The following is a 26,634-nucleotide window of genomic DNA, read 5'->3' on the forward strand; positions in this document are numbered from 1 at the left end:
GTCGGTGACAGGCGCTCAAGTTAACAGCCGACCCCGAGCGGACGGGACGTTTCGGACACGGCGGCGCCGGGCATCTTCCGGGAATGACCACTTCCCCGGCGAGCTCGACGGCCCCACAGGCCACCTCCGCCGACCGGCTCCGCGTCGTGGGCGTCGCCGTGTCGGCGATCACCGCGGTCGCCGTCTCCTTCCTGGGATCCGGGGCCGTGGTGGGCACACCGATCTCCGAGGTGGCCGGTGGGGCGCTGTCCGCCGACGCGACGGCGGTGGCGCCGGGCGGTCCGGCGTTCTCGATCTGGTCGGTGATCTACCTGGGCCTGCTGGCGCTCGCGGTGTGGCAGGCCCTGCCCGCGCACCACGCCGACCCCCGCCAGCGGGCGCTCGGCCGGTGGATCGCCGCGTCGATGCTGCTCAACGCCGCGTGGATCCTCGTCGTGCAGCTCGAACTGCTCGCGGTCAGCGTCGCGGTCATCGTCGCGCTGCTGGCCGTGCTGGTCCGGATCTTCCTCGGCCTGACCCGCACCGCGCCGTCGTCCCGCGTCGAGGCCGTCGTCGTGGACGGCACCATGTTCGTGTACCTGGGCTGGGTGGCGGTGGCCATGGTCGCGAACACCGCGGCGGCTCTGCGCGCCGCGGACGTCGACCCGTTCGCGCTGGGCGCCGACACCTGGGCGGTGCTCGTCCTGGTCGTGGTCGCCGCGGTGTCGGTACTCCTCGCCGTCGCCGGGCACGGGCGGCTCGCCGTCGCCGCGGCCATGGCGTGGGGGCTGGGGTGGATCGCGGTGGCCCGCAGCGGCGACACCGGCTTCACCTCCACCCCGGCCGCCGTCGCGGCCGGCGGCGCGGCGGCCGTCGCGCTGCTCTCCGCGGTGGGCGTGCGACTGCGCACCGAGACCGCGCGGCGCCGGCGACCCTAGTGGCCCTCGCGGTCCCGCCGCGCCAGCTCGGCGAACATCGCGTTGTGGGCGGCGAGATCGGCGTCGTCGTCCCGCTCGGCGGCGCGGTCCACCCGTCGCGCGGTGCGCTCGTCGCTGCGCGACCACTGCACCAGCAGCGCCAGCATCACCAGCACCAGCGGGATCTCCCCGGCCGACCAGGCGATGCTGCCGCCCACCTTCTGGTCGGCGAACAGGTCGCTGTTCCAGGCCAGGCCGAGACCGCGGTAGTAGGACTCGGCCATCACCGAGCCCATGCTCATCAGGGTCACCCCGAAGAACGCGTGGAACGGCAGCGAGCCGAACACCATCGCCAGCTTCGTCACCGGCGTCACGTCGCGCGGCGACGGGTCCACGCCGATCACGACCCAGTAGAACAGGTAGCCGCTCATCAGGAAGTGCAGGTTCATCAGCACGTGCGCGGCGTGACTGTCGGCGTTGGCCTCGAAGATCCCGCCCAGGTACAGCGCGTAGAAGCCGCCGACGAACATCACCGACGCGACGACCGGATGGGTGAAGAACCGCGACGGCGGGCTGTGCAGGAACGCCAGGAGCCATTCACGCGGGCCGGGGTAGCCGTCGCGGCCCGCCGGTTTGAAGGCCCGCAGCGCCAGGGTCATCGCCCCGCCGAGGGCGAGCAGCACGGGCGCCAGCATCGACATCGCCATGTGGGCGCCCATGTGCACGCTGAACATCGCCGGCGAGTACATGCCCACGCCCGACGACGTGGCGACCAGCAGCACGAAGCAGCCGGAGAACCAGGCGATCGACCGGCCGACGGGCCAGCTGTCGCCGCGCCGGCGCAGCGTCCACAGTCCGATCGCGTAGCCGACCGCGAGAACCAGGGCGATCGTGCCGAAGATCAGGTCGAACCGCCACGCGCCGAAGAAGAGGGTGCCGACCGTCGGGGGGCCGTCCAGGTTGTAGCCCAGCTCCACCTCGAGCAGCGACGGCACCGTCGCCGGCGGGGGCGGCGGGGTACGGCCCAGCCCCACGGCCAGGCCGACGGTGGCGGCCAGGATGACGGCCTCGACGGCCGCGAACCGGACGAGCGCGCCCCGATCGTCGGCGTTCGCCTCGAGCGCGGGCAGCGCGCGGCGCCGCTGCATCCACCCGAGGACGCCCAGGACGATCAGCGCCAGCGCCTTGACCAGGACGAGCCGGCCATAGGTGCTGGTGAGCAACTCGTCGGCGGGCAGCCGCACCGCGGCGTTGACGATGCCGCTCAGGGCCATCACCGCGAAGGCCAGCCCGGCGACGAACGAGAACCGGCGGGCGGCGAGGTCGGTGTGCGCGCCGCGGCGCCACCCGTGGGCGAGCAGGGCGAACAGGCCACCCGCCCACACCGCCGCCGCGACCAGGTGCAGCACGAGGCTGTTGGTGGCCATGTCGTGCGATCCGCCCGACGACGAGTGCCCGGTCAGGGCCAGCGGCATCAGCGTCACCAGGGACAGCAGGAGCAGGTACGGCACCCACGACCAGCGCACCGCGGCGCGGATCAGCACCGCCAGGATCAGGGCGAGCGCCGCCGTCCACGCCCACGCGAGCGCAGTGTCGATCTGCCCGATCGCGCCCCACAGGTTCTCCGGCTTCAGCGCCTCGGCCAGCGGCTGCCCCGAGGTGTCGGACAGGGTCAGCGGCACCAGCACCGCCGAGCAGAACGCCCAGATCAGGGCGGCGGCGCCCGCGGTGCGCACGGCCCGGTAGCCGTCGACGTCGAGCACCCCGCTGCGCTGCGGCGGCACCAGGAACGCGGCGAAGAACAGCGAACCGACCGCGGCGACGGCCGCGACCTCCGCGATCGCCCGCACCGCGGGCAGCCCGTAGGTGGTGAGCGGACCGGGGTCGGGGATGCCCAGCAGGACCAGCGCCTGCGCGGCGGACAGGCCGACCACGATCGGCGCGACGACCGCGGCGACGAGCCCGAGGAAGACGTACAGTGCCGACGTGTTGCGCCGCCCGGCCGGCGGCGAGGAGGTCGGCGCGGCCGACGCGAGCTCGGGTGATGCCATACCTAACAGGGTAGGACCTCGGCGAGCACCGCTACGACGGGCCGTCGGAGACGTGCGCCACCCGTCCGGCGGCCGGATCGAGATCGAACACCGCGCGCAGGGCGTCGAGGGTGTCGGCCGCCAGCAGGGCGTCGCAATGCGGCAGCGCCGCCGCCATGGGTCCGGTCTCGGGACGGTAGCCGGGCCGGCCGGCCCGCGGGTTCAGCCAGATCAGCCGGTGCGCGCGGCGGCGCACCCGCGCGACGGCCCGGCCGAGGGCCTGCGGATCGTCACTGTCCCACCCGTCGGAGGCGACGAACACGACGGCGCCGCGCAGCAGGTTGCCGTGGTGGGAGGCGAGCAACGCCTCGAGGCTGCCGGCGATGTGGGTGCCGCCGTAGCGGTCGACGACCGTGTCGTTGGCGCGGGCGACCGCGTGCTCGGCGGAGCGGTGCGCGAGAGTCGCGGTGAGCCGGGTCAGGCTCGTGGAGAAGGCGAACACCTCGGCGTCGCCGGCGCGCACCGCGGCCCGCATCAGGTGCAGGTAGATGTCGGCGTAGCCGTGCATGGAGCGGCTCACGTCGCACAGCACCACGATCCGGCGCGGACGGCGGATCGGGCGGGCGCGGCGCAGGCGCACCAGTTCGAACCCGGTGTGCCGGGACGCGTCGAGGGTGGCGCGCACGTCGAGGCGGCCGTGGTGGTGCGGCGTGCGGCGGCGGCCGAGGCGCCGCGGCCAGCGCACCCGGGCCTGCTCGAGCCACTGCCCCAGGGTGCGCAGGTCGTCGGGCCGCAGGTCGGCGAACGGCTGGTCGGCGCGGATCTCGACGGGGCTCGGGGCCCACGGCCCGGGCCGGACCGTCTCGGGGGGTTCGCCGGACCGGCGCGGGCTGCGGGTGTGCCACGGCACGCCCGGCTGCGGCGCCGCCGGCGCCGGGCTCGGCGCCGCACCCTGCACGACGGCGTCGCCGGCGCCGACCGCCCCGTCGGGGCCGGTGCGGCGGGCGTGCGGGTCGACGGCGAGCACCTGGTGGTCGAAGACCTCGGCGAACACGGCGTCGAACGCCGCGAGCGCGTCCTGCCGATCGACGAGGGCCACCCGCGCGGTCCAGTACAGCCGGCTGCGGGTGCGCGGCGGGTGCAGCCGCAGCGCCCGCACCAAGGTCCCGGCGGCGGTCGCGGCGACGGGCACGCCGGCGCGGCGCAACCGGTCGGTGAGCGCCACGGTGAACGCGGCGAGGTCGACGCCGCGCAGCAGCAGCGCGTTGCTCACGCCCGGTACTCCTCGTACTCGGCACGGATCGTGGTCCGGTCGTCGGGGGTCTTGGCGAGCGCGGTCAGCGTCGCCACCGCGCCCGGGTGGACCAGATCCCCCACCCCGAGCGCGACGAGCGCGGACACCCAGTCGATGGTCTCGGCGATGCCCGGCGCCTTGTCCAGGTCCAGCCGGCGCACGGAGGCGACGAAGTCGGCGGCCGATTCGACGAGCGCGAGATTCGCGGCGGGGACGGTGCGGCGCAGGATCGCGACGGCGCGGTCCCGGTCCGGGTAGTCGATCCAGTGGTAGAGGCAGCGCCGGCGCAGCGCGTCGTGCAGGTCGCGGCTGCGGTTGGAGGTGAGCACGACGATCGGGGGCCGCGCGGCGGTGAGGGTGCCCAGTTCGGGGATCGTGACGGAGAACTCGCCGAGGAACTCGAGCAGCAGCGCCTCGAACTCGTCGTCGGCCCGGTCGATCTCGTCGATGAGCAGTACCGGCGCGGTGGGCCCGCGGTGCCGCACGCAGCGCAGCACCGGCCGCTCGAGCAGGAACTCCTCGGTGTAGAGGTCGGCCTCGCTCAGGCTCTCGCCCCGGGTCTCGGCGAGCCGGATCGCGAGCAGTTGCCGCTGGTAGTTCCAGTCGTAGAGGGCCTCGCTCGCGGCGAGGCCCTCGTAGCACTGCAGCCGGATCAGCTCGGTGCCCACGGCGGCGGCGAGGGCCTTGGCGGCGGTGGTCTTGCCGACGCCGGGCTCGCCCTCGAGCAGCAGCGGCCGGCCGAGCTCCACCGCGAGGTACAGGGCGGTGGCGGTGCCCTCGTCGAGCAGGTAGTCCTGGTCGTCGAACCGGCGGATGACGTCGTCGACGCCGCCGAACACGCTCATCGGCCGGCTCCCGGGGCCGGTCCCGTCACGAACACGCGGCGTGTTCCTTCTGGTAGGTGCGGCGGCAGCCCGGGCAGCAGAACCACACGTCCGTGCCGGCGTCGGTCAGGTGCGGGGTGTCGGCGGTGACGGTGACCGTCATCCCGCACACGGGGTCCACCGCGGTGTGCGGCGGCGCGGCCGGCGCGGCGGGCGCACCGAGGCTCTCGCGGCGGATCGCCTGCACCAGTTCGGCGACGATCGACAGCCCGATCTCCGCGGCGGTGCGCGCACCGATGTCGAGACCCGCGGGGGTGTGCACGCGGGCCCGTTCGTCGGGGCGCACCTCGGCCTGCGCGAGCACGTCGGCGCCGCGCCGCCGGCTGGCGACGAGGCCGACGTAGCCGATGCCGGCGTCGAGGGCGGCCCGGATCATCCCGGCCTCCTCGCCGCCGAGGCTCGCGACGACGACGGCGGTGGCGTCGGCGTCGGGGGCGGCGCCCGGGCCGGGGCGGGTGACGGCGAAGTCGAGCCGCGCGGCGATGTCCGCGACGGCCTCGGCCACCGGCGTCGACCCGGAGACGACGAGGATCGGGGTGGGCAGTTGCGGCTCGAGGAAGATCTCCGTCGCGCCGCCGGACAGGCACGGGTTGACCGCGACGGTCGCCCCCGGAGTGTCCGGGAAGGTCTGCGTCGCCCCGGGCAGGACCCGCAGCAGGATGCTCTCCCCCGTGTTCAGGGCCTGCCGCGCGGCGTCGCGCACCGAGGTCTCGGTGCACTGGCCGCCGACGAAGCCCTCGATCGTGCCGTCGTCGAGCACCAGCGCGCAGTCGCCGGCGCGGGCGGACGTCGGCCGCTGGGCGCGCACCACCGTGGCGCGGACGAACGCCCGTCGCCGGCGGGTCAGTTCCGCGGCGCGCACCGTCAGATCCATGTGGCTCTCCCTGGTTCGGGCCGGTCGGTCAGATCGGCGGGGTGGGCCGGCCCTGCATCGCCTCCCACACCCGCGACGGGGTCAGCGGCATGTCGGCGTGCCGCACCCCGAAGGGGCGCAGCGCGTCGACGACGGCGTTGACCACCGCGGGCGGCGAGCCGACGGTCGCGGACTCGCCGATGCCCTTCGCGCCGATCGGGTGGTGCGGCGACGGGGTGACGGTGAAGCCGGTTTCGAAGTGGGGCACCTCCATCGCCGTGGGGATCAGGTAGTCCATGAGCGAGCCGCCGAGGCAGTTGCCGTCCTCGTCGAACTCGATCATCTCCATCAGTGCCATGCCGATGCCGTCGACGATCCCGCCGTGCACCTGCCCCTCGATGATCATCGGGTTGATGCGGGTGCCGCAGTCGTCGACGGCGAGGAACCGGCGCACCGTCACCTCCGCCGTCCCGGGATCGATGTCGACGACGCAGAAGTACGCCCCGTACGGGTAGGTGAGATTCTCGGGGTTGTAGCAGATCTGGGCCTCGAGTCCGCCCTCGACGCCCTCGGGCAGATCGCCGGCGCCGTGCGCCCGCATCGCGATGTCCTGAATGGTCACCGACGCGGTCGGATCGCCCTTGACGTGGAAGGCGCCCTTGACCCAGTCGAGGTCGGCGACGGACACCTCGAGCATGCCGGAGGCGATGATCCGGGCCTTGTCGCGCACCTTGCGGGCGACGAGGGCGGCGGCCGCGCCGGAGACCGGGGTGGAGCGGCTGCCGTACGTGCCGAGACCGAACGGGGTGTTGTCGGTGTCACCGTGCACGACGTCGATGTCCTCGGGTGGGATGCCCAGTTCCTCGGCGACGATCTGCGCGAACGTGGTCTCGTGGCCCTGCCCCTGGGTCTGTACCGACAGCCGCACCACCGCCTTGCCGGTGGGGTGCACGCGCAGCTCGCAGCCGTCGGCCATGCCGAGGCCGAGGATGTCCATGTCCTTGCGGGGGCCGGCGCCGACGGCCTCGGTGAAGAACGCCACGCCGATGCCCATCAGCTCGCCACGCGCGCGGCGTTCGGCCTGCTCGCGGCGCAGTTCGTCGTAGCCGACCATCTCCACGGCCTTGCGCAGGGTGGTTTCGTAGTCGCCGGAGTCGTATTTCCATCCGGTCTTGCTCGTGTACGGGAACTGTTCGGGGCGAAGCAGATTCCGCAGCCGCAGCTGCACCGGATCCAGCTCGAGGTCGTAGGCGAGGCAGTCCACGAGCCGCTCGACGAGGTACACGGCCTCGGTGATGCGGAACGAGCACGCGTAGGCCACGCCGCCGGGCGCCTTGTTGGTGTAGACGGCGGTCATGTGGCAGTAGGCGGCCTCGATGTCGTAGCTGCCGGTGAACACCCCGAAAAACCCGGCCGGGTACTTCACCGGGGCGGCGGTGCCGTTGAACGCGCCGTGGTCGGCGAGGACCTGGGTGCGGATCGCGAGGATCTTCCCCTCCCGGGTCGCGGCGATCTCGCCGACCATCACGTAGTCGCGCGCGAAGCCGGTGCTCACCAGGTTCTCGCTGCGGTCCTCCATCCACTTGACCGGCTTGCCGGTCACGAGCGAGGCGACGATCGCGCAGACGTACCCGGGATAGATGGGCACCTTGTTGCCGAACCCGCCGCCGATGTCCGGGGCGATCACCCGGATCTTGTGTTCGGGCAGGCCGGCGACGAGGGCGTAGAGGGTGCGGTGGGCGTGCGGCGCCTGGCTGGTCGACCAGAGCGTGAGCTTGCCGCTGATGCGGTCGTAATCGGCCACGGCGCCACAGGTTTCCATGGGCGCCGGGTGCACGCGGGGATAGACCATCTCCTGCCGGGCGATCACGTCGGCCTTCGCGAACGCGGCCTCGGTGGCGGCGGCGTCCCCGGTTTCCCAGTCGAAGCAGTGATTGTCGGTCTTGCCCTCGAGGTCGGTGCGGATCACGGGCGCCTCGGGCGCGAGCGCACGACGGACGTCGACGACCGGGTCGAGGATGTCGTACTCGACGTCGATGAGCTCGAGGGCGTCGCGCGCCGAGTAGCGGTCGTCGGCGACGACGAAGGCGACCTCCTGGCCCTGGAAGCGGACCTTGTCGGTGGCGAGGACCGCCTGGACGTCGTTGGACAGTGTCGGCATCCATGCCAGGCCCTTGTCCGCGAGGTCGGCGCCGGTGACGACGGCCCTCACCTTCGGGTGGGCCTGCGCGGCGGTGGTGTCGATGCCGAGGATCTTCGCGTGGGCGACGGGTGAGCGCAGGATCGCCAGGTGCAGCATGCCCGGCAGTTGCACGTCGTCGACGAAGCGGCCGTGGCCGCGGATGAAGCGTGGGTCCTCCTTGCGCAGCATGCGGCCGTGACCGCACGGCTTCTTGTCGTTGTCGACGGTGTCGAGCAGCTCGGGGGTCGGGTCGACGGCGGTCATGACGGCGCCTTCTCGGTGACGGGGTGCTCGGCGGCCCAGCGGATGGACCGCACGATGGTGGTGTAGCCGGTGCAGCGGCAGATCTGCCCGGAGATCGCCTCGCGGATGGTCTGCTCGTCGGGGTCCGGGTTGCGGTCGAGCAGGGCCCGGGCGGTGATCATCATGCCGGGGGTGCAGAAGCCGCACTGCAGCCCGTGGCAGCGCATGAAGCCCTCCTGCACGGGGTCGAGCACGTCGTCGCGCTCGAGCCCCTCGACCGTGCGCACGTCGTGGCCGCTCGCCATGACGGCGAGCATGGTGCACGACTTGACGGGCTCGCCGTCGACCGCGACGACGCAGGTGCCGCAGTTGCTGGTGTCGCAGCCCCAGTGCGTGCCGGTCAGGCCGAGGTGATCGCGCAGGAAGTGGACGAGCAGCAGCCGCGGTTCCACCTCGGCACTGACCTCGTCACCGTTGACGGTCATCGAAACACGCATCGGGTCAACCCCTTTCGGAGGTGGTGAGCCGCTCGACGGCGCGCCGCAGGGTGCGCACCGTGAGCTCCGCGGCGAGGTGGCGTTTGTAGTCGACGGTGCCGCGCTGGTCCGCGACCGGGTCGCTGGCGGCGGCGGCGAGTTCGCCGGCCTCGCGGTAGAGGTCCTCGGACGGCGTCGCGCCGCGCAGCCGATCGGAGATGCCGGCCAGGGCCTGCGGATCCGCCCGTAGAGCGGTGAGACCGACGCGGGCGTCGTCGATGGCACCGTCGCTCATCCACACGGCGGCGCCGGCCGCGGCGATCGCCCAGTCCCCCGTTCGCCGCTCGACCTTGGCGTAGGCGCTCGACCCGCGGCCCCGTCGCGGCAGCCGGACCTCGACGAGCAGTTCGTTGCGGGCGGCGGTCGTCTCGTAGGGTCCGAGATGGAACTCGTCCATCGTCAGCGTCCGGCTGCCGTGCGGACCGCGCAGCACGACCGAGGCGTCGAGGACCTCGCACACGGTGGACAGGTCCTCGGCAGGGTCGGCCTGGCACAGCGACCCGCCGATCGTGCCGCGGTTGCGCACGACGGGATCGGCGATGACCCGTTCGGCGTCGCGGAAGATCGGGAAGATCTCGGCGAGCGCCTCGCTTTCGAGGAGTTCGCGGTGCCGCGCCAGCGCGCCGATCCGCACGACGTCGGGCTCGACGGCGATGTAGCCGAGCTCGCCGGCCAGGTCGTTGATGTCGATCAGGCATTCGGGGGCGGCGAGCCTGAGTTTCATCATCGGCAGGAGACTGTGCCCGCCCGCGACGACCCGGGCTTCCTCGCCGCGTTCGTCCAGGAGTGCGATGGCGTGATCGATGCCGGTGGCGCGCTCGTATTCGAAAGCCGAAGGTACTTGCATGTGGCATACCTCACATTTCAGCTACCTACGGAGTGTATGCCCGCGCTTGCGGCGCGACGGGCGGATTCGTCGCCCGATCGGGGCGACCGGCCCGAACGAGCGCACCCGGCCGAACGGCGGCGAGGGCCTCGGTCGGGCCCGATCCGGCGAGCGGTTAAGATTTTGGCCGCGCCTCCGTAGCTCAGCTGGATAGAGCAAGAGCCTTCTAATCTCTAGGTCGCAGGTTCGAGTCCTGCCGGGGGCACTGTGACACTGCCGGCCTCCGGCCGGGGTGCGCCTGCAGGGTGCGAACAAGATCCACGAAGGCGCACCACACTCCACTCAGCGCCCGAAAGCACTGCACGGAGATCTCGCGTCCTTGCGGGGCCGGCCGCGTCCCACCTTCGGCGGACAGGTCAGGCGAGACCGGTGAGGTGTTCGGCGATCGTCCAGAACCGTCGGGCCTGGGCAACGTCGTGGGACTGCGCGCTGGAGTCGATTTCGTGACACTCGCCGAAGAACTTTCCGCCCACCCCGTCGAGCGACGGGTCGACCGCCGTGAACACCAGCGAATCGGTGGCTGCATCGACGGACGTGGCGAAGGGCATGTGCGGCAACACGTGCGCCATGAACAGCCGCATCAGACCGCGAGTGCTTGCAGCCGCAGTGGTGGGCACGAAACCGGGACACACGGCGTTCGCGGTGATCGGCCGCCCGGCGAGGCGGCGCTGGAGCTCGTAGGTGAACCACATCACCGCCAGCTTGGAATTCTTGTATGCCCGATCGGGGTTGTAGCCGTGCTCGAGCTGGACGTCGGCGAAGTCGAAGTCCACCGGCGCTCCGCGGGATCCGGGCAGGTGCAGCCGCGAGCCGACGGTGACGACACGCGCCGACGGGCTGCGCTCGAGTGCGGGCAGGAGCAGGGCAGTGAGCAGGAACGGGGCCAGGACGTTGACGGCGAGGGTCTCCTCGTACCCGTCGACGGTGAGCCGGCGTTCCTTGCTCGTCTGCAGGATGCCGGCGACATGCAGCAGCACGTCGATCGGTTCGCCGCGCTCGGCTTCCGCGACGCCGAAGGACCGGACCTGCTCCAGAGAAGACAGATCGAGCCAGCGCGGCTCGAGCCGAGCGTCGGGATCCGTCCGCTGTATCGCTTCGGTTGCGTCCTCCGCGGCAGCGCGGGTACGCGCGGCGAGCAGGACGCGATGCCCCCGGGCGGCGAGCTTCTCGGCCGTGGCCCGGCCGAGCCCCCGCCCTCCTCCGGTGACGAGCACGGTCTTGCTCATGTGCCCGGTTCCTCCGTTCCAGCACCGGGCAGCGACGGACCGGACGCGAACGACCGGCCGGCAGCGTGCACGCGCTCGCCGAGCCGGGCGAGGATCGGGCGTTGCCCCTTTACGAGCTTGATGTCCGCGACGGCGGGCGGAAACCAGCGAGCGTCGTCCACCTCGGGAAAGCTCTGCACCTTTCCGGACCGCGGCGGCCACTCCAGGTCGAAAGTGTTGCTGCCGACGAAGGCTAGATCGTCGGCGGTCTCACCGGCGTAGACGGTGACGATCTTGCCGGAGGGCTGCTTGAACCGCCCGAGCATCTCGTAGTTCACCTGGGGCGCGGGCATCCCGCATTCTTCCTCGAACTCTCGCAAGGCCACGGCGAACGGGTCTTCGTCGTCGCCGTAGACCCCCTTGGGGATCGACCAGGCCGCCTCGTCCTTGCCGACCCAGTACGGCCCGCCCGGGTGCACGATCCACACCTCGAGCACGCCGTCGGCGTCGATCCGGTACAGCAGAAGGCCGGCGCTGGTGACTGCCATCGCTCCCCCTTCCCGTCGCCGTGCGCTCCCGCCCCACACGGTAGTTCTTCCGGGCACACTGGTACCGGTATCCGCGCCACCCGTCCGACCGGAAGGATCCGCCCGTGACCGATACGACCGGCGACCGCGCCGTCACCGCGCGCGCGAACGGACCCACCGTCGTGCTCGACCTCCCGGAGGGAATCGGCGTTGCGCTCGACGTCGCGCAGGCTCGGGCATTGCACGAGCAGCTCCGGGAGGCGATCGAGAAGGCCGAGCAGCTCGAGGACTGACACCCGAACCCTACGTACCGGTTCGTGCAAACGGCTGCGGCCGGCACCCGCCCGAGGTGATCATCGAAGCGGAGCGTCGGCGGGGGCAGAGCCCGCGCAGGGATCGAGGCATCGACGCCCCGGACCCTGTCCGGAGACCGCAAGGAGTCCTCATGCCGAAGAATCGCGCCCGCCGCGCCGCCGCGCTTGCCGGCCTCGTCGCCGCTCCGCTGGCCCTGGGAGCCACCGTCGGGACGGCAAGCGCCTCCGCCGCCCCGTGGCAATTCGGACCGATCTACCGGTCCGAATGGAACGACGAGGGATTTTGCGGAAAGGCCCAGTTGTACGCCGAAACCTCTCGGCAGATCATTCTCGTCCGCTGCACGTACGATTCGGCGGCCGACGTCTGGTACTTCATCGCCTTCGATCCGGCGACCGGATCCTGAGGGCCACCCGCGGTACGCAGTCCGGCGAATGTCGTACCGCCGCTCGAGCTGTCCGACGCCGCGGTTCCGGCCGTCCGCGATCGACACGGCACCGCCTGCGAGCACACTCATCGCCCTCCTCGCACCGACGGACCGTCCTCGCCGCCGACGGACCCTCCTCGCTCGAAGGCGGAGCGCCCGACGCGTCGTGTGCCGCAGTGAAGGAACCTCCGGCCCTGGAACCTATGCACCTGCGCATTCCACGAACTGTCTTCGATCGACCGGCAGCTGCCGGTATTCGAACACCGAATCGGACTGCACGCCGCCGGTCCCGTCATAGAATGGGGAACCCCTTGTGGGCCTGTCCTGCAACGGTGCGGAGGGACAGACTGCCATGCACTCATCATCCGAGCCGAGCCGATGACCACCCCCACGGTCGAACCGCGCCCCCGTGACCGCCGGCTGTCGGAAATCCCGGACGCCTTGGCATCCCGTCACCAGGCGACCGCCATCCTGCGCACCCGGCGCTACGCCGTGTTCCTGGACTTCGACGGCACCCTCGCCCACCTCGTGAACGATCCCACCGCTGCCACCCTGGTCGAGGGCGCGGCGAAAGAGCTTGCCCGGCTGGCCCGCTATTGCCCCGTCGGCGTGATCAGCGGCCGCGACGTGGCCGACGTGCAGGCACGGGTCGGCGTGCCCGGGCTCTGGTATGCGGGTAACCACGGTTTCGAACTCGTCGGGCCGGACGGCGAGTACCACCGGAACGATGCCGCCGTCCCCGCGGTGCCCGACCTCGAGCGAATCGCCGGCGCCCTGCGGGACCGCCTGGCCGGCGTGCCCGGCGTTCTGGTGGAGCACAAGCGTTTCGCCGTGGCGGTTCATCACCGCAACGTCGCCGAGGACCGGATCGAGGAGGTCGTCGCAGCGGTGCACGATGCGGCCGACCGGGACGGCCGGCTCCGCGTCACGAGCGGACGCAAGGTCACCGAGCTCCGCCCCGATGTGGACTGGGACAAGGGGCGGGCGGTGGCCTGGGTGCTCGAGCACCTCCGCGGCGCAGAGGACCCGATGCCGGTCTACATCGGCGACGACCTCACCGACGACGACGCGTTCGGCACCCTGACATCGACCGGGATCGGCATCGTCGTGCGCTACAGCGAGGAAGGCGATCGGCGGTCGACGGCACAATTCGCGGTCGACGGTCCGGACCGGGTTCGTGAGCTACTGGAGCGGCTGGCGGATCTGCTCGGCAGCGACCCCGGGATCGCGCCGCCCCCGGACGACGCCTGGACAATGTTCTTCGACGGCTACGACCCGCTCACCGAGAAGCTGCGCGAGGCCCTCTGCACCGTCGGGAACGGTTTCTTCGCCACCCGAGGCTGCGCGCCCGAATCCCGCGCGGACGGCGTGCACTACCCCGGCACCTATGTGGCCGGCATCTTCAACCGTCTCCAGGACGAGGTGGCGGGGAGTGCCATCGACCACGAGAGTCTGGTGAACCTGCCGAACTGGTTGCCGGTGACCTTCCGGGTCGACGGCGGGCAGTGGTTCGACCTCGACACCGCCGAGCTGCTCGACTACCGCCAATACCTCGACCTCCGCCGCGCCGTCCTCATCCGGCGGTTCCGATTCCGCGACGCTGCGGGGCGCACCACGTCGGTGCGGCAGCGGCGCCTGGTTGCCATGCATCTGCCGCACGCCTGCGCCCTCGAGACGACGATCGTGGCCGAAGACTGGTCGGGCCGGCTCGAGATCCGCTCGCTGCTGGACGGCGCGGTCCGGAACTCCCTCGTCGAGCGCTATCGCGACCTCGCCGACCAGCACCTCGAGCCGCTGCAGGCCACCGCGCTGTCCGCCGACTCGGTGCTGCTGGCGGTGCAGACCAACCAATCGCGGATACCGGTGGCGATGGCGGCCCGGAACACCGTGTGGTGCGACGAGGAGCCCGTTGCCGGCGAGTACCGGCTGGTCGACGGCGACGACCGGATCGGACACGACATCACCGTCGACGTCGAGGCGGACCGGCCCGTGACGCTGGAGAAGATGGTGGCGGTGTTCACCGGGCGCGATCAGGCGGTGTCCGAGCCGGCCGACGAAGCAGCCCGCTGGCTTCCCCGGCTCGGCCGGTTCGACGAGCTGCTCGACGGCCATGTGCTCGCCTGGGGATATCTGTGGGACCACCTGGGCATCGAGTACGAGGGTCCGGGTCACGGCCACGCCCTGCGCGTCCTCCGGTTCCATCTTCTGCACCTGCTGCAGACGGTCTCCGCGAACACCGCCGACCTCGACGTGGGCGTGCCGGCACGGGGGTTGCACGGAGAGGCGTACCGCGGCCACGTCTTCTGGGACGAGCTGTTCGTGTTCCCGGTGCTGAACCTGCGGCTGCCCTCGCTGACCCGGTCGTTGCTGCGCTACCGCTACCGTCGCCTGCGGGAGGCCCGCCGGATGGCGCGCGAAGCCGGTCACCGGGGTGCGATGTTCCCGTGGCAGTCGGGCAGCGACGGCCGCGAGGAGAGCCCGCAACTGCACCTCAATCCCAGATCCGGCCGCTGGAACCCGGACCCCAGCCGGCGCCAGCACCACACCGGCATCGCGATCGCCCACAACGTGTGGCAGTACTACCAGGTGACCGGCGATCTGGAGTTCCTGATCGAGTACGGCGCCGAGATGCTCGTGGAGATCGCCCGCTTCTACGCCGATCTCGCGTCCTACGACGAGGCGCGCGGACGGTACAGCATCCGCGGCGTCATCGGCCCCGACGAGTTCCATTCCGGCTATCCCGACGCACCGTACGACGGAATCGACAACAACGCGTACACCAACGTCATGTCGGTCTGGGTGATCCTGCGGGCCCTCGAGGCGCTCGAGCTGATCCCGCTGCAGATCCGCTCGTACCTGACCCAGGCCCTGGGGCTGCACGCGCAGGAGACGGCGCGCTGGGAGGACGTCACCCGCAGAATGTTCGTCCCGTTCCACGATCGTGTCCTCAGCCAGTTCGAGGGGTACGAGCGCCTCGCCGAACTGGACTGGGAGGGCTACCGGCGGCGCTACGGCGACATCCAGCGCCTCGACCGGATCCTCGAGGCCGAGGGCGACGACGTCAACCGCTACCAGGCGTCGAAGCAGGCCGACGTGCTGATGCTGTTCTATCTACTGTCCTCCGACGAACTGCGGGAACTGCTCGAACGGCTCGGCTACCGGTTCCCGAACGAGGACATCCCGCGGACCATCGACTACTACATGGCGCGAACCTCGCACGGCTCCACCCTGAGCGGGGTCGTCCATTCCTGGGTGCTGGCACGAGCCCACCGGGACGAGGCCGTGGACTTCTTCTACCAGGCGCTGAGAGCCGACATCGCCGATATCCAGGGCGGCACCACGATGGAGGGCATCCACCTGGCGGCCATGGCCGGCAGCGTCGATCTGTTGCAGCGGTGCGTCCCCGGACTCGAGACCCGGGGTGACCGGCTCGTGTTCGCCCCGCAGTGGCCCGAACCACTCGGCGCCCTCGAATTCCCCATCTTCTACCGGGGGCATCGCCTTCGCCTGCGCATCAGCGGCACAGAGGTGCAGGTGAGCGCAGGTCCCGGGATGCAGGCGCCGATCGAGATCGAATGCCGCGGCCGGGTCGCCCAATTGCACCCGGGAGGCACGGTTCGCCTGAGCTAGTGCGACGACGACGAACCCGCGACCGAGGGCAGGGCGTCGAGCCTTCGCCTCGCCGGCATCGCCCGTGGAGTCGTTGGGGACCTACGGCCCTGGAACGAGCACGGTTCCGCGGTTCACGATGAGAAGGGGCCCGCTTCCGCGGGCCGTGGTCAGGAGGACGGGCCGTGGATTCTGCTGCCTCGTACGTCCGGAAGCAGGCCGTCGTCACCGGCCTGGTGAACGTCGTCGTGAATCCGCTGCTGGCGTGGGCGGGCAAGCGCGGCACGTCGTTCGTGCCGCTGTGGTCGGCCGACGGGATCGTCGTCGACATCGCGCTGACCGCGATCATCCTCTCCGTGCTCGTCTCCTGGTTCTCCGCCGCCGGGATGCGACGCGCGTTGCGCGCAGGGCTCGACGCGACCACCGCCGACGCCCCGCAGGCCGGTCGGTGGCTGTCGCGATTGCCGTCCGGCACCTGGTCTCTGGGTCTGTCGCTCGGGGTGGCGGCCGCGGCCGTCTCCGTGCTCGCGATCTGGGTGCTGCACCTCCTCGGTGTGTCCGGACTGTCGACGGGATGGTTCCTGGTACTGAAGGCCGTCTACGGCGGTGTCCTCGGCTACCTCGTCGCGCGCTGGGTGATGGTCCGGCAACTGTCGGCGACTCGAACCGCGCGGCTCCCGAGGAGCAACAATGCCGGAGGGTGACTCCACCGCGACCGAACGGCAGCTGCCGGTCTTCGAGCAGCGGGTCGTACGCGCGCGGGTGGTCGACGCCCCGGCCGGGGACACGTTCGCCGCGATCCACCGCATCGACTTCATGCGGTCCCCGGTGATCGCCGCCCCCAATCTGGCCCGGATGGCCTTCGACGCCGTGCGCGCGCCGCGGCATCGGGAGGTGCGGGCGCACCGCTCGGTCCGCCTCGGGGACCTGATCGGTCCGCAGGGCGGCTTCGAGGTGGTCGCCGAGGAACCGGGGCGGGAACTCGTGCTCGGCTTCGTCGGCCGGTGGTGGGAGCCGGGTTACGGCCGCGTCGACTGGGATCCCGGCGCGCCCCTGTCGAGCATCGCGGTTCCCGAATGCGGGGTCGGCACATGGAGTTTCACCGTCCTGCCGTACGACGCGCAGACCTGCGTCCTGCTCACCGAGATCCGGGTGCACGGCACCGACGAGAAGGCCCGCAGACTCTTCCGCCGCTACTGGACGGCGGTCGGGCCGTTCGTGCGGGCCATGGCACGGCCGACTCTGTCGATGATCGCGGCCGAAGCCCGGCGCTGACCGGCGGTCCCACCGCGAACGTCGCACCGGCAGAACCGGATACGTACAGCCGCAGCCGTCCGCCCGGACCGGTCATGCCGAGCCGTCCGCCCGTTCGGCCTCGGGCGCGAGGGTGAAGTAGTTCTCCTCCTCCTGCACGAAGTGCAGCCGCAGCAGCGCGTACAGCCCGTACAGGCAGGCGAGCAGGTCGTCGCACTGGTCCGGTCGCAGGCCGCCGGCGGCGTCGGCCTGCGCCAGGTGCGTGCGCAGGCGGCGGCTGAGCCGGTCGATCTCGGCATGCATCCGACTCATCGTCGCGGTCGCCTCCCCGCTGCCGAGCGGCACCGCGAGCGCCGGGTACAGCTCGCTGTCCTCGGCCTGCTCGTGCGGCAGCAGCGTGTCGAACAGGAACGCGTCGACGCGGCGCAGCGCCGCGTGGGCGGTGGGCAGATCGCCGGACGCGAGCAGCTGGGCGGTGTCGCGCAGGATCGACAGCTCGTCACGCAGGACGTCGTGTTCGGCCGAGAACCGGTGCAGCATCGCCTCGGTGTGGTCGGGCAGGACCAGCTCCTGGTCCCGGTCGCCGCGCAGGGCGCGCAGGGCGTTGAGGATCACCGCGACGTCGATGCCCTCCTGCAGCAGCGCACCCACCGCGGGAGGCAGGTATCCGAACGCGGCGAAGCCCATGGCGACCAGCGACAGGCCCATGCCGACGGTGGCGCTCTGCACGGCGATGCGCCGGGAGCGGCGCGCGATCTCCATGGCATCGGCGAGCCGGTCGAGGCGGTCGGTGGTGAGCACGATGTCCGCCGCCTCCGAACTCGCCGTGGATCCGCGGGCGCCCATCGCGACGCCGACGGTCGCGGCGGCGAGGGCGGGGGCGTCGTTGACGCCGTCGCCGACCATCACCGTCACCGCCGACTCCCGCTCGGCACGCACACCGTTCACCTTGTCCGCCGGGGTCTGCTCGGCATAGACCCCGTCGAGGCCGAGGACGGAGCCGATCTCCTCGGCCGGTTCGCGCCGGTCGCCGGTGAGCATGACCAGCCTGTCCAGCCCGGCCGAGCGCAGCCGCCGCAGGGTGCGGGCGGCGTCGCGGCGCAGCGGGTCCACGAGCAGCAGGGCGCCGGCCAGGTCGCCGTCGACGGTGACCCAGGCGACGACGGCGCCGTCGAGTGCGGCACGGCTGAGCACCGCCCGGGCCCAGCCGGGCGCGTCGGCGGGCAGCGGCAGGCTGCCGACGGTGACGCGCCGGCCGTCGACGGTCGCGGCCACGCCGGTGCCGGCCTGCTCGGCGACGTCGGTGGGCAGCGACAGGGTCAGCCCGCGCATCTTCGCCTCCTGCACGATGGCCTCGGCGAGCACGTGCGGGGAGAGCTGGTCGGCGGAGGCCGCCAGGCGCAGCAGCTCGGCGCCGTCGCCCCCGGGTGCGGTGACGATGTCGGCGCCGGCGGGCCGGCCGCTGGTGAGCGTGCCCGTCTTGTCCATCACCAGCGTCGTCGCGTGACCGAGGTTCTCGAGTGCGCCGCCGCTGCGGATCACCACCCCCAGGCGCGAAGCGCGGGAGAGACCGGAGACGATCGCGACGGGCGCGGCGAGCAGCAGGGGGCACGGGGTGGCCACCACCAGCACGGCGACGGCACGGGTCGCCGACCCGCTGAGCAGCCACGCGAGCCCCGCCACCGTCAGCGACAGCGGCAGGAACCACCCGGCCACCCGGTCCGCGATCCGCACCACCGGGGCGCTCTCGGCGGCGGCCTCGCGGGCCAGGCGCACGATGCCGGCGTAGGTGCTGTCCTCGGCGGTGGCGCGGGCGTGGATCTCGAAGGCGCCGCCGGCGGCGACGACGCCGCTGCGCACCGCCTCCCCGGTGCGGCGCTGCACGTGCATCGGCTCGCCGGTGAGGACGGACTCGTCGAGCACCGCGAGTTCGGAGGTGATCCAGCCGTCGACCGGCACCACCTCGCCCGGCCCGACGACCAGGGTGTCCCCGGGTACGACGTCGCCGAGCGGCACCACCTGCACCTCGTCGCCGACGCGGCGGCGCGCGGTGTGCGGGGCGTGCTCGAGCAGGGCCCGCAGGTCCTTGGTGGCGCGGCGTTCCGCGGCGGCGTCGAGGGCCTGCCCGGAGGCGAGCATCACGCCGATGAGCGCCCCGGCGACGTACTCGCCGACCAGCAGGGTGCCGACCAGGGAGAGCACCGCGATCAGATCCACCCCGACGCGGCCGCGGCGCAGCGCGTCGATCACCCACCAGGTCGCGGGCACGATCGCGACGACGGTGCCGGCGATCCAGCAGGCGTCGGCGACGGCGTGGGCGCCGAGAAGCCAGGCGATGCCCCCGGCCGTCAGGGCGGTGAGGGTGACGGCGAGCAGCGCGGGTTCGAAGGCGCGGCGCAGCCGCTCCCACCGCGTGGATTCCGGTTGTGTCGCCACTGCCGCACTCCTCCGTTCCGCACCGGTGCCGATGTCACCTCCCACCGTGCCACCACCAGCCGTCGGCCGGGTAGGGACGGAGGTCCGTCGACGGGTCCGTCCCCGGGGGTCTCCGTCCGGTCAGATCCCGCGCCCCGGGTTGAGAATCCCGCTCGGGTCGAATGCCGCCTTGATGCGCTGCATGAGCGCACGCTCGACCGTGCCGACCTGCGTTTCGAGGTACGGCTGTTTGAGCACCCCGATGCCGTGCTCTCCGCTGATCGAACCGCCGAGCGCCAGGCATTCGGCGATCATCTCGTCGAACGCCTGGCGGGCGTGCCCCGCGACGACCTCGTCGGCGGCGTCGAACACGATGGTGGGATGCAGGTTTCCGTCCGCCGCGTGCCCGAACGTGCCGATGAGCAGCTCGTGCCGCGCGGCGATCGCCTCGATCGCCGCGAGCATCTCGGGCAGCCGCGGCACGGGAACGGCCAGGTCGTCGAGCAGGGTGCTGCCACACCGCTCGAGCGCGGTGAGCGCGACCCGCCGCGCGGCCATGAACTCCTCCCCCTCCACCGGGTCGGCGGTGGCGTACACCTCGGTGGCGCCCGCCGCGGTACAGGCCCGCGCACACACCTGCGCTTCGGCGGCGGCGTCGCGCCCGTCGCACTGGACGAGCAGCAGCGCACCGGCCGTGTCGTCGAGTCCCATGTGCGTCATGTCGTTGACGGCGGCGATGGTGGTGCGGTCCATCAGTTCGACGAGGCACGGCTCGGCCTGCTCGCGGATCGCCAGCACCGCGGCGACGGCCTGCGCGGTTTCCGGGAAGCTCGCGACCACCGTGGCCGCCGCGGTGGCGGCGGCGCGCAGCCGCACGGTGGCCTCGACGATGACGGCGAGGGTGCCCTCGGATCCGACGAGCAGTTGCGTGAGGTTCAGTCCCGCCACGTTCTTCCGGGTGACGGCGCCGGTGTGGATGATCCGCCCGTCGGCGAGCACCGCCTTGATGCGGGCGACATGGTCGGCCGTGACCCCGTACTTCGCGCAGCAGGTGCCGCCGGCGTTGGTGGCGAGGTTGCCGCCGATGGTGGAGACCGCGCGGCTGCCGGGGTCCGGCACGTACCACAGCCCCCGCTCGGCGGCCGCGGCGGCGAGATCGCCGTTGATCACCCCGGGTTGCACTGTGGCGGTGCGTGATTCGGTGTCGATTTCGACGATGGCGTTCATCTTCTCGACGCTGAGCACGATGCCGCCGTCGAGGGCGTTGGCCGCACCCGCGAGACCGGTGCCGGCGCCGCGGGTGACGACGGGGATGCCGTGCCGGTGCGCGATCGTCAGGGTGGCGACGACGTCGTCGGTGTCCCGCGCCCGGACCAGGGCGAGCGGCATCCCGGCCGGCGTGAGCAGCGACTGGTCGCGCCGATAGGCGAGCATCCGGTCCGGATCGGTGACGACGGCGTCGCCGAGGGCGTCGACGAGCGCGGCAACGACCGGCTCGGTGTCGGGGACAGGAGTCACGACGCTGGTGTTCACGGAACCATCCAATCGAGAACGGGGGTGGACTGCAGGTAGATGACGACGGTGAGGAACGCGAGCAACCCGAGGCTCCAGCCGATCAGACGGCGCAGGATGACGCCCTCCGCCCCGGCCAGGCCGACCGCGGCCACCGCGACCGACAGGTTCTGCGGCGAGAGCATCTTGCCGAGCACACCCGCGGACGAATTGGCCGCCGCCATGAGCACCGGGTCGAGCCCGGCCTGCTGCGCGGCGGTCATCTGCATGACACCGAACAGCGAGTTCGACGACGTGTCGGATCCGGTGATGGCCACGCCGATCCAGCCGATCAGCGGCGAGACGAGGGCGAACACCCCGCCCGCGGACGCGAGCGCCATGCCGAGGCCGGCGGTCTGACCGGACAGGTTCATCACGAAGGCCAACGCGAGCACCGAGGTGACGGTGACGATGGTCCAGCGCAGCTGCACGAGGGTGTCGGCATAGGCGCGGACGGCGCGGCGTACGCCGATCCCGTACATCCCGGCCGTGACGGCCCCGGCGAGCAGCAACAGGGTGCCGGTGGCCTTGAGGTGGTCGAGCTTGAACGTCTGCGCGCTCAGCGGCTTGCCGTCGACGTCGACGATGTCGAGTCCGGGCCAGCGGAACGACACGGTGCCGATCTCGGTGAGCCACGTCTTGACGAACGGGATCTGCGCCACGGTGAAGATCGCGATGATCGTCAGGTACGGGGCGAGGGCCAGCAGCGTGCGCCGCGTCCGGCTGTATCCGTCGAAACGCGACGGCGGGGCGGCGATGCCGACCGCGGTGCCGGCGCCGACCGGTGCGGTGAGGGCGGAGTCGGTCGTGGCGACCAGGCGCTCCCCCGGCTGCCACACCTTCAGCATGCCCAGCACCGCGCCGACCGTGACGATCGCGGCGACGACGTCGGTGAGCTCGACGGTGAGGTAGTTCGCGGTGACGAACTGGGCGAGGCCGAAGGTCAGGCCCGCGACGACCGCGACGGGCCAGGTCTGCCGAACTCCGCGGCGGCCGTCGACGAGGAACACCATCACCATCGGCACGACGGCCGCGACGAACGGTGTCTGCCGGCCGGCCATCGCGGACAGGTCGTCCAGCGGCAGCCCGGTGACCCCGGCGAGTGCGAGGATCGGGGCGCCCATCGCGCCGAAGGCCACGGGCGCGGTGTTCGCCAGCAGGGACGTGCACGCGGCTTTGAGCGGTGCCATGCCCGCGGCCATGAGCATCGCCGCGGAGATCGCGACGGGCGCGCCGAATCCGGCGAGCGACTCGAGCAGCGCACCGAAGCAGAAGGCGATGAGGATGGCCAGGATGCGCTGGTCGTCCGAGATGGACCGGATGACCCGGCCGAGCTCCTCGAACCAGCCGGTGACGACCGTGAGCTTGTAGACGAACAGGGCGTTGACGAGAATCCACAAGATCGGGAACAGGCCGTAGAAGGCTCCCTCGGCGGTCGCGGCGGCGGCCTGGCCGAGCGGCATGCCCCACCCGACGACCGCCGCGAGCACGGCGAGGGCCAGACCGACGAGGGCCGCGCGGTGCGCCTTCCATCTGAAGACGCCGAGCATGACGAACATCGCGGCCAGCGGGATCGCCGCGACCACGGCCGACCAGGCAAGTGAGCCGCCGATCGGGTCGAGTGTCTGTTGGTACATAGCGCGCCTCTCGTTGTGATGCCTGTCACCGATCCCCGAAATTGTCAGACAAGTACACATCCCTGTCAAGAACGCATGTGCGGCGTCGTGCAAGAATGCTGGTGTTCGCGCAGGTCCGTGCAGGTGCGCGGGGAGCCGGGAAGGAGCGGGGCATTGGTCGGACGCGTCGAGGCCCTGTCGATCGTCGACGCCCTCGCCCTGGAACTGCGCCGGCGCGTGTTCGCCGGGGAGCTGACGCACGAGGACGCTCTCACCGAGGCCGAGGTGTCCCGCGCCTACGAAGTCGCCAGGCCGACCGCCAAGGCCGCCATCGAGAAGCTCGTCGGCGAGGGCTTACTGCAGCGCAGCGCCCACAAGACCGCCCGCGTGCCCCAGCTGGGCCCCGACGACGTGCGCGACATCTACCGCACCCGCGCGCACCTGGAATCCGTGGTGCTGCGCGCGCTCGCCGAGACCCGGGCGGTGCCTCCGGCGGCGTCGACCGCCAACGCCGAGATCTCGGCCATGACCGAGGCGGACCCGCTCACCGTCGTCGAACCCGACATGCGCTTCCACACCGCCCTGGTGGACGCGCTGGGCAGCCCGCGCACCAGCCGCATGTTCGGCTCGCTCGTGTCCGAGGTGCGGCTGTGCATGGTGCAGGTGCAGGGCAAGCAGCTGCTCACCACCACGAGCATCGCCGCCGAACACCAGCAGATCCTCGACGCCGTCCTGGCCGGCGACGGCGATGCGGCGGTCGAGGTGATCACCCGGCACCTCGGACGCGCACGCGAACGCCTCGTCGCCGCGCTCGGCGGCAGCCCGGGGCCGGAAGCCACCCTTCCCGACCCCGCGTAGCCGTCTCCCGGTTCGGCCGCCCCCCTCGACGCCCAGCCCGGGCATACTGCCCCCTTTTATCGGATGCCCGGTGCCTGCGCCTATGATTCAACGTGTTAACGCCATGTAACAGTTTCCTCACAGTCAGGTGGTGAGCGTGTCGACCCGGGACCGCATTGCAGAGATCTACGAACAGGTGCAGGCGCGCAACGCCGGTGAACCCGAGTTCCATCAGGCAGCCGCCGAGGTGTTCGAGTCCCTGCATGTCGTCCTCGAGCGTCACCCCCGCTACTTCGAAGCCGGCCTCATCGAACGGCTGACCGAGCCCGAGCGGCAGATCATCTTCCGGGTGCCGTGGATCGACGACCAGGGCAACGTGCACGTCAACCGCGGCTTCCGGGTCCAGTACAACAGCGTGCTCGGCCCGTACAAGGGCGGCCTGCGCTTCCACCCGAGCGTCAACCTCGGCATCGTGAAGTTCCTCGGCTTCGAGCAGATCTTCAAGAACGCCCTCACCGGCCTGCCCATCGGCGGCGGCAAGGGCGGCTCGGACTTCGACCCCAAGGGTCGCTCGGAGCAGGAGATCATGCGCTTCTGCCAGTCCTTCATGACCGAGCTGCACCGCCATATCGGCGAGTACACCGACGTCCCGGCCGGCGACATCGGCGTCGGCGGACGCGAGATCGGCTACCTGTTCGGCCAGTACAAGCGCCTGACCAACTCCTACGAGTCCGGCGTGCTCACCGGCAAGGGCCTGACCTGGGGCGGCTCGCAGGTGCGCCGGGAGGCCACCGGGTACGGCGTCGCCTACTTCGTGGCGGAGATGGCCAAGTCCGTGAACTCCTCCCTCGAGGGCCGCAAGGTCGTCGTGTCCGGTTCGGGCAACGTGGCGATCTACGCGATCGAGAAGGTGCACCAGCTCGGCGGCATCGCCATCGCCTGCTCCGACTCCTCCGGCTACATCGTCGACCAGAACGGCATCGACCTCGAGCTGCTCAAGGAGATCAAGGAGGTCCGGCGCGGCCGCATCTCCGAGTACCTCGACGAGCGTCCCGACGCGCAGTACTTCCCGGGTGGTTCGATCTGGGACGTGCCGTGCGACGTCGCCATCCCCTGCGCCACCCAGAACGAGCTGGACGAGACCGCCGCGAAGACCCTGGTGAACAACGGCGTGCGGGTCGTCGCCGAGGGCGCGAACATGCCCACCACCCCCGGTGGCATCGCGGTGTTCCGCGAGGCGGGCGTCGCGTTCGCCCCGGGCAAGGCGGCGAACGCCGGCGGCGTGGCGACCTCCGCGCTCGAGATGCAGCAGAACGCCTCCCGCGACTCGTGGCACTTCGACTACACCGACGAGCGCCTCGCCGGCATCATGCGCGACATCCACCAGAACTGCGTGGACACCGCAGCCGAGTACGGCAAGCCCGGTGACTACATCCACGGCGCCAACATCGCCGGCTTCGTGAAGGTCGCCGACGCGATGTTCGCACTCGGCGTCATCTGATCCGAACACACGCCGACAGCGCGGGGCGGGCACCGGATCCGGTGCCCGCCCCGCGCTGTCTCGGTGTTCTTCAGCTACCCGGCGTTCTTCAGCTACCCGGCGTTCTTCGCCTACCCGCCGGACGGCTCGGACGGCGGCTCCACGACGCGCTCGTCGTCGACGCTCGCCTTGCGGGCGGCCTCCCGCATCTCGATGCCGTCGCTGATCCAGTCCCCGACCTCCCGGGTGACCTCGCGGACCGCGCCGGTGATGATGCCGGCGATGTTACCGACGTGCGTCGCCGCGGACTCGGTCAGTTCCTGGAGCGTGTCCTTGTTGCGTTCGAACCTACCCACCATGGCGGTGCCCCCTTCAGGCGCTGTCGTGGGCGAGGGTACCCGCGACCGGCACGCTGCGCTCGATGAGCACCGACGTCGTGGGCTCCTCCGAGACCCAGCTCGGCGGCAGTGCCAGCTTCACGATCTTGCGCCACACCGAGCCGACCTGGGCGAGCAGGCCCCCGGTGTTGTAGGGCAGCCCGTAGCGTTCGCACAGTTCCCGCACCTCCGGCGCCAGCTGCGGGTACCGGTGCGCCGGAAGATCCGGGAACAGGTGGTGCTCGATCTGGTGCGAGAGATTGCCGGACATGATGTGGAACAGCGGCGTGCCGGTGATGTTCGCGCTGCCGAGCAGCTGACGCACATACCACTCGCCGCGGGTCTCGTGCGCGGTCTCCTCCTCGGTGAAGGACTGCACTCCGGACGGGAAGTGCCCGCAGAAGATGATGGAGAACGCCCACACGTTGCGGACCAGGTTGGCGGCCACGTTGCCGAGCAGCGTCGGCACGAACATCGGCCCGGACAGCAACGGGAACGCGACGTAGTCCTTGACCACCTGTCCGCGCGCCTTGCGCCACCACCCCCGGGCGAGCGGGATCACGTCGCGCCAGCTGCGTTTGCCGGCGACGACGTTCTCGACCTCGGCATCGTGCAGCATCACGCCCCACTCGAACAGCAGCATCAGCCCCGTCGCGTAGACGGGGTTGCCGAGGTAGTAGGGGTGCCAGCGCTGCGCCGGGTCCATCCGCAGGATGCCGTAGCCGACGTCGCGATCCATCCCGAGGATGTTGGTGTAGGTGTGGTGCAGGTAGTTGTGCGAGTGCCGCCACTGGTCGGCGGGACATACGGTGTCCCACTCGAAGTTGCGGGAGTTCAGTTCCGGCTCGCGCATCCAGTCGTACTGGCCGTGCATCACGTTGTGGCCGATCTCCATGTTGTCGAGGATCTTCGACACGCTCAGCGCGGCCACGCCCGCCACCCATGCCGGCGGCAGGAAGCCCACGAACAACAGTGCACGACCGGCGATCTCGAAGCGCCGCTGCGCCCCGACGATGCGGTAGATGTACTCGCGGTCGGCCGTGCCGAGCGAGGTGACGGTGCGCTCGCGCAGGGCGTCGAGTTCGCGGCCGATCTCCTCGACGTGCTCGCGGCGCAGCACGACCGGCGACGGGTCGGGATCGCGACGGCCGGACAGGAACGCCGGCAGCGGAAGGGACAGGGGGATGGACAAACCGAACATGGTGTCCTCCAATTGTTTC

At 71.4% G+C, this 26,634-nt stretch carries 22 protein-coding genes and 1 tRNA gene; 9 read left to right on the top strand and 14 right to left on the bottom strand.

The window, feature by feature from the left end; translation table 11 throughout:
* Positions 1–83: 83 nt before the first annotated feature.
* Positions 84–917: a tryptophan-rich sensory protein gene (locus ACWPOB_RS18355; RefSeq protein ID WP_455401711.1), complete on the top strand. Its 834-nt coding sequence runs from the start codon at positions 84–86 to the stop codon at positions 915–917.
* Here ACWPOB_RS18355 and ACWPOB_RS18360 read toward each other — a convergent pair.
* The 7 genes from ACWPOB_RS18360 to ACWPOB_RS18390 are packed head-to-tail and all read right to left on the bottom strand — an operon-like array spanning position 914 to position 9,765.
* Positions 914–2,947: a cytochrome c oxidase assembly protein gene (locus ACWPOB_RS18360; RefSeq protein WP_455401712.1), complete on the bottom strand. Its 2,034-nt coding sequence runs from the start codon at positions 2,945–2,947 to the stop codon at positions 914–916. The two genes, ACWPOB_RS18355 and ACWPOB_RS18360, sit on opposite strands and share 4 nt — an antisense overlap.
* 31 nt (positions 2,948–2,978) lie before the next feature.
* Complete coding sequence (locus ACWPOB_RS18365) at positions 2,979–4,199, bottom strand: vWA domain-containing protein (RefSeq protein ID WP_455401713.1); 1,221 nt, start codon at positions 4,197–4,199, stop codon at positions 2,979–2,981.
* Positions 4,196–5,065 carry an AAA family ATPase gene (locus ACWPOB_RS18370; RefSeq protein ID WP_006946617.1) on the bottom strand — a complete coding sequence of 290 codons (870 nt, stop codon included), beginning with the start codon at positions 5,063–5,065 and terminating at the stop codon, positions 4,196–4,198. Before ACWPOB_RS18370 ends, ACWPOB_RS18365 begins: the two co-directional genes overlap by 4 nt.
* A gap of 25 nt (positions 5,066–5,090) precedes the next feature.
* A complete protein-coding gene (locus tag ACWPOB_RS18375) occupies positions 5,091–5,978 on the bottom strand; it encodes an XdhC family protein (RefSeq protein ID WP_455401714.1) in 888 nt (295 codons plus the stop codon).
* A 28-nt stretch (positions 5,979–6,006) separates the two neighbouring features.
* Positions 6,007–8,403 (bottom strand): aerobic carbon-monoxide dehydrogenase large subunit, encoded by a 2,397-nt coding sequence (locus tag ACWPOB_RS18380; RefSeq protein WP_043798973.1) that lies wholly within the window; start codon positions 8,401–8,403, stop codon positions 6,007–6,009.
* The gene (locus ACWPOB_RS18385; RefSeq protein ID WP_455401715.1) at positions 8,400–8,879 is read right to left on the bottom strand and encodes a (2Fe-2S)-binding protein; all 480 of its coding nucleotides are present in this window, start codon (positions 8,877–8,879) and stop codon (positions 8,400–8,402) included. The genes ACWPOB_RS18380 and ACWPOB_RS18385 overlap by 4 nt, the downstream gene beginning before the upstream one ends.
* 4 nt (positions 8,880–8,883) lie before the next feature.
* Positions 8,884–9,765 carry an FAD binding domain-containing protein gene (locus ACWPOB_RS18390; RefSeq protein WP_455401716.1) on the bottom strand — a complete coding sequence of 294 codons (882 nt, stop codon included), beginning with the start codon at positions 9,763–9,765 and terminating at the stop codon, positions 8,884–8,886.
* Between the two features lie 170 nt (positions 9,766–9,935).
* Here ACWPOB_RS18390 and ACWPOB_RS18395 point away from each other — a divergent pair.
* Positions 9,936–10,009, top strand: a tRNA-Arg gene (locus tag ACWPOB_RS18395).
* Between the two features lie 151 nt (positions 10,010–10,160).
* On the opposite strand, the gene ACWPOB_RS18400 is transcribed toward ACWPOB_RS18395, so the two are convergent.
* Positions 10,161–11,030, bottom strand: coding sequence for an SDR family NAD(P)-dependent oxidoreductase (locus ACWPOB_RS18400; protein WP_455401717.1), 870 nt, complete (start codon positions 11,028–11,030; stop codon positions 10,161–10,163).
* Positions 11,027–11,557: an NUDIX domain-containing protein gene (locus tag ACWPOB_RS18405; RefSeq protein WP_455401718.1), complete on the bottom strand. Its 531-nt coding sequence runs from the start codon at positions 11,555–11,557 to the stop codon at positions 11,027–11,029. Before ACWPOB_RS18405 ends, ACWPOB_RS18400 begins: the two co-directional genes overlap by 4 nt.
* A 104-nt stretch (positions 11,558–11,661) precedes the next feature.
* Here ACWPOB_RS18405 and ACWPOB_RS18410 point away from each other — a divergent pair, with 104 nt between their 5' ends.
* The 5 genes from ACWPOB_RS18410 (at position 11,662) to ACWPOB_RS18430 (ending at position 17,159) form a co-directional block, all read left to right on the top strand.
* Complete coding sequence (locus ACWPOB_RS18410) at positions 11,662–11,829, top strand: hypothetical protein (RefSeq protein WP_165037137.1); 168 nt, start codon at positions 11,662–11,664, stop codon at positions 11,827–11,829.
* 152 nt (positions 11,830–11,981) lie between these two features.
* Positions 11,982–12,254 carry a hypothetical protein gene (locus tag ACWPOB_RS18415; RefSeq protein ID WP_100056907.1) on the top strand — a complete coding sequence of 91 codons (273 nt, stop codon included), beginning with the start codon at positions 11,982–11,984 and terminating at the stop codon, positions 12,252–12,254.
* 399 nt (positions 12,255–12,653) lie between these two features.
* On the top strand, positions 12,654–15,905 hold the full coding sequence (gene otsB, locus ACWPOB_RS18420; RefSeq protein ID WP_455401719.1) for a trehalose-phosphatase: 3,252 nt from the start codon (positions 12,654–12,656) through the stop codon (positions 15,903–15,905).
* 164 nt (positions 15,906–16,069) lie between these two features.
* Positions 16,070–16,588, top strand: a complete 519-nt coding sequence (locus ACWPOB_RS18425) for a hypothetical protein (RefSeq protein WP_455401720.1) — start codon at positions 16,070–16,072, stop codon at positions 16,586–16,588.
* Entirely contained in the window at positions 16,575–17,159 is a 585-nt protein-coding gene (locus tag ACWPOB_RS18430; RefSeq protein ID WP_100056905.1) for a hypothetical protein, read from the top strand. The genes ACWPOB_RS18425 and ACWPOB_RS18430 overlap by 14 nt, the downstream gene beginning before the upstream one ends.
* 72 nt (positions 17,160–17,231) lie before the next feature.
* Here ACWPOB_RS18430 and ACWPOB_RS18435 read toward each other — a convergent pair whose 3' ends face one another.
* The 3 genes from ACWPOB_RS18435 to ACWPOB_RS18445 all read right to left on the bottom strand — a co-directional run bounded on the left by ACWPOB_RS18435 (position 17,232) and on the right by ACWPOB_RS18445 (position 22,741).
* Positions 17,232–19,574 carry a heavy metal translocating P-type ATPase gene (locus ACWPOB_RS18435; protein WP_455401721.1) on the bottom strand — a complete coding sequence of 781 codons (2,343 nt, stop codon included), beginning with the start codon at positions 19,572–19,574 and terminating at the stop codon, positions 17,232–17,234.
* Between the two features lie 120 nt (positions 19,575–19,694).
* Positions 19,695–21,086 carry an FAD-binding oxidoreductase gene (locus tag ACWPOB_RS18440; protein ID WP_455401722.1) on the bottom strand — a complete coding sequence of 464 codons (1,392 nt, stop codon included), beginning with the start codon at positions 21,084–21,086 and terminating at the stop codon, positions 19,695–19,697.
* Positions 21,083–22,741, bottom strand: a complete 1,659-nt coding sequence (locus ACWPOB_RS18445) for an L-lactate permease (protein ID WP_455401723.1) — start codon at positions 22,739–22,741, stop codon at positions 21,083–21,085. Before ACWPOB_RS18445 ends, ACWPOB_RS18440 begins: the two co-directional genes overlap by 4 nt.
* A 153-nt stretch (positions 22,742–22,894) precedes the next feature.
* Between ACWPOB_RS18445 and ACWPOB_RS18450 the strand changes: the two genes are divergently transcribed.
* The gene (locus tag ACWPOB_RS18450) at positions 22,895–23,578 is read left to right on the top strand and encodes a GntR family transcriptional regulator (RefSeq protein WP_455401724.1); all 684 of its coding nucleotides are present in this window, start codon (positions 22,895–22,897) and stop codon (positions 23,576–23,578) included.
* A gap of 136 nt (positions 23,579–23,714) precedes the next feature.
* Complete coding sequence (gene gdhA, locus ACWPOB_RS18455; RefSeq protein WP_100056448.1) at positions 23,715–25,058, top strand: NADP-specific glutamate dehydrogenase; 1,344 nt, start codon at positions 23,715–23,717, stop codon at positions 25,056–25,058.
* A gap of 110 nt (positions 25,059–25,168) precedes the next feature.
* Here gdhA and ACWPOB_RS18460 read toward each other — a convergent pair whose 3' ends face one another.
* Positions 25,169–25,396 carry a hypothetical protein gene (locus tag ACWPOB_RS18460; protein WP_100056440.1) on the bottom strand — a complete coding sequence of 76 codons (228 nt, stop codon included), beginning with the start codon at positions 25,394–25,396 and terminating at the stop codon, positions 25,169–25,171.
* 13 nt (positions 25,397–25,409) lie between these two features.
* On the bottom strand, positions 25,410–26,615 hold the full coding sequence (locus ACWPOB_RS18465; protein WP_455401725.1) for a fatty acid desaturase family protein: 1,206 nt from the start codon (positions 26,613–26,615) through the stop codon (positions 25,410–25,412).
* Between the last annotated feature and the right edge of the window lie 19 nt (positions 26,616–26,634).

It is taken from the genome of Rhodococcus sp. 2H158 (genome assembly GCF_053764755.1).

Bases quoted from the DNA above. Each gene is read 5' to 3' on its own strand.
- ACWPOB_RS18355 (WP_455401711.1), top strand. From the start codon at position 84: ATGACCACTTCCCCGGCGAGCTCGACGGCCCCACAGGCCACCTCCGCC.
- ACWPOB_RS18360 (WP_455401712.1), bottom strand. From the start codon at position 2,947: ATGGCATCACCCGAGCTCGCGTCGGCCGCGCCGACCTCCTCGCCGCCG.
- ACWPOB_RS18370 (WP_006946617.1), bottom strand. From the start codon at position 5,065: ATGAGCGTGTTCGGCGGCGTCGACGACGTCATCCGCCGGTTCGACGAC.
- ACWPOB_RS18375 (WP_455401714.1), bottom strand. From the start codon at position 5,978: ATGGATCTGACGGTGCGCGCCGCGGAACTGACCCGCCGGCGACGGGCG.
- ACWPOB_RS18380 (WP_043798973.1), bottom strand. From the start codon at position 8,403: ATGACCGCCGTCGACCCGACCCCCGAGCTGCTCGACACCGTCGACAAC.
- ACWPOB_RS18385 (WP_455401715.1), bottom strand. From the start codon at position 8,879: ATGCGTGTTTCGATGACCGTCAACGGTGACGAGGTCAGTGCCGAGGTG.
- ACWPOB_RS18390 (WP_455401716.1), bottom strand. From the start codon at position 9,765: ATGCAAGTACCTTCGGCTTTCGAATACGAGCGCGCCACCGGCATCGAT.
- ACWPOB_RS18400 (WP_455401717.1), bottom strand. From the start codon at position 11,030: ATGAGCAAGACCGTGCTCGTCACCGGAGGAGGGCGGGGGCTCGGCCGG.
- ACWPOB_RS18405 (WP_455401718.1), bottom strand. From the start codon at position 11,557: ATGGCAGTCACCAGCGCCGGCCTTCTGCTGTACCGGATCGACGCCGAC.
- ACWPOB_RS18415 (WP_100056907.1), top strand. From the start codon at position 11,982: ATGCCGAAGAATCGCGCCCGCCGCGCCGCCGCGCTTGCCGGCCTCGTC.
- otsB (WP_455401719.1), top strand. From the start codon at position 12,654: ATGACCACCCCCACGGTCGAACCGCGCCCCCGTGACCGCCGGCTGTCG.
- ACWPOB_RS18430 (WP_100056905.1), top strand. From the start codon at position 16,575: ATGCCGGAGGGTGACTCCACCGCGACCGAACGGCAGCTGCCGGTCTTC.
- ACWPOB_RS18445 (WP_455401723.1), bottom strand. From the start codon at position 22,741: ATGTACCAACAGACACTCGACCCGATCGGCGGCTCACTTGCCTGGTCG.
- ACWPOB_RS18460 (WP_100056440.1), bottom strand. From the start codon at position 25,396: ATGGTGGGTAGGTTCGAACGCAACAAGGACACGCTCCAGGAACTGACC.
- ACWPOB_RS18465 (WP_455401725.1), bottom strand. From the start codon at position 26,615: ATGTTCGGTTTGTCCATCCCCCTGTCCCTTCCGCTGCCGGCGTTCCTG.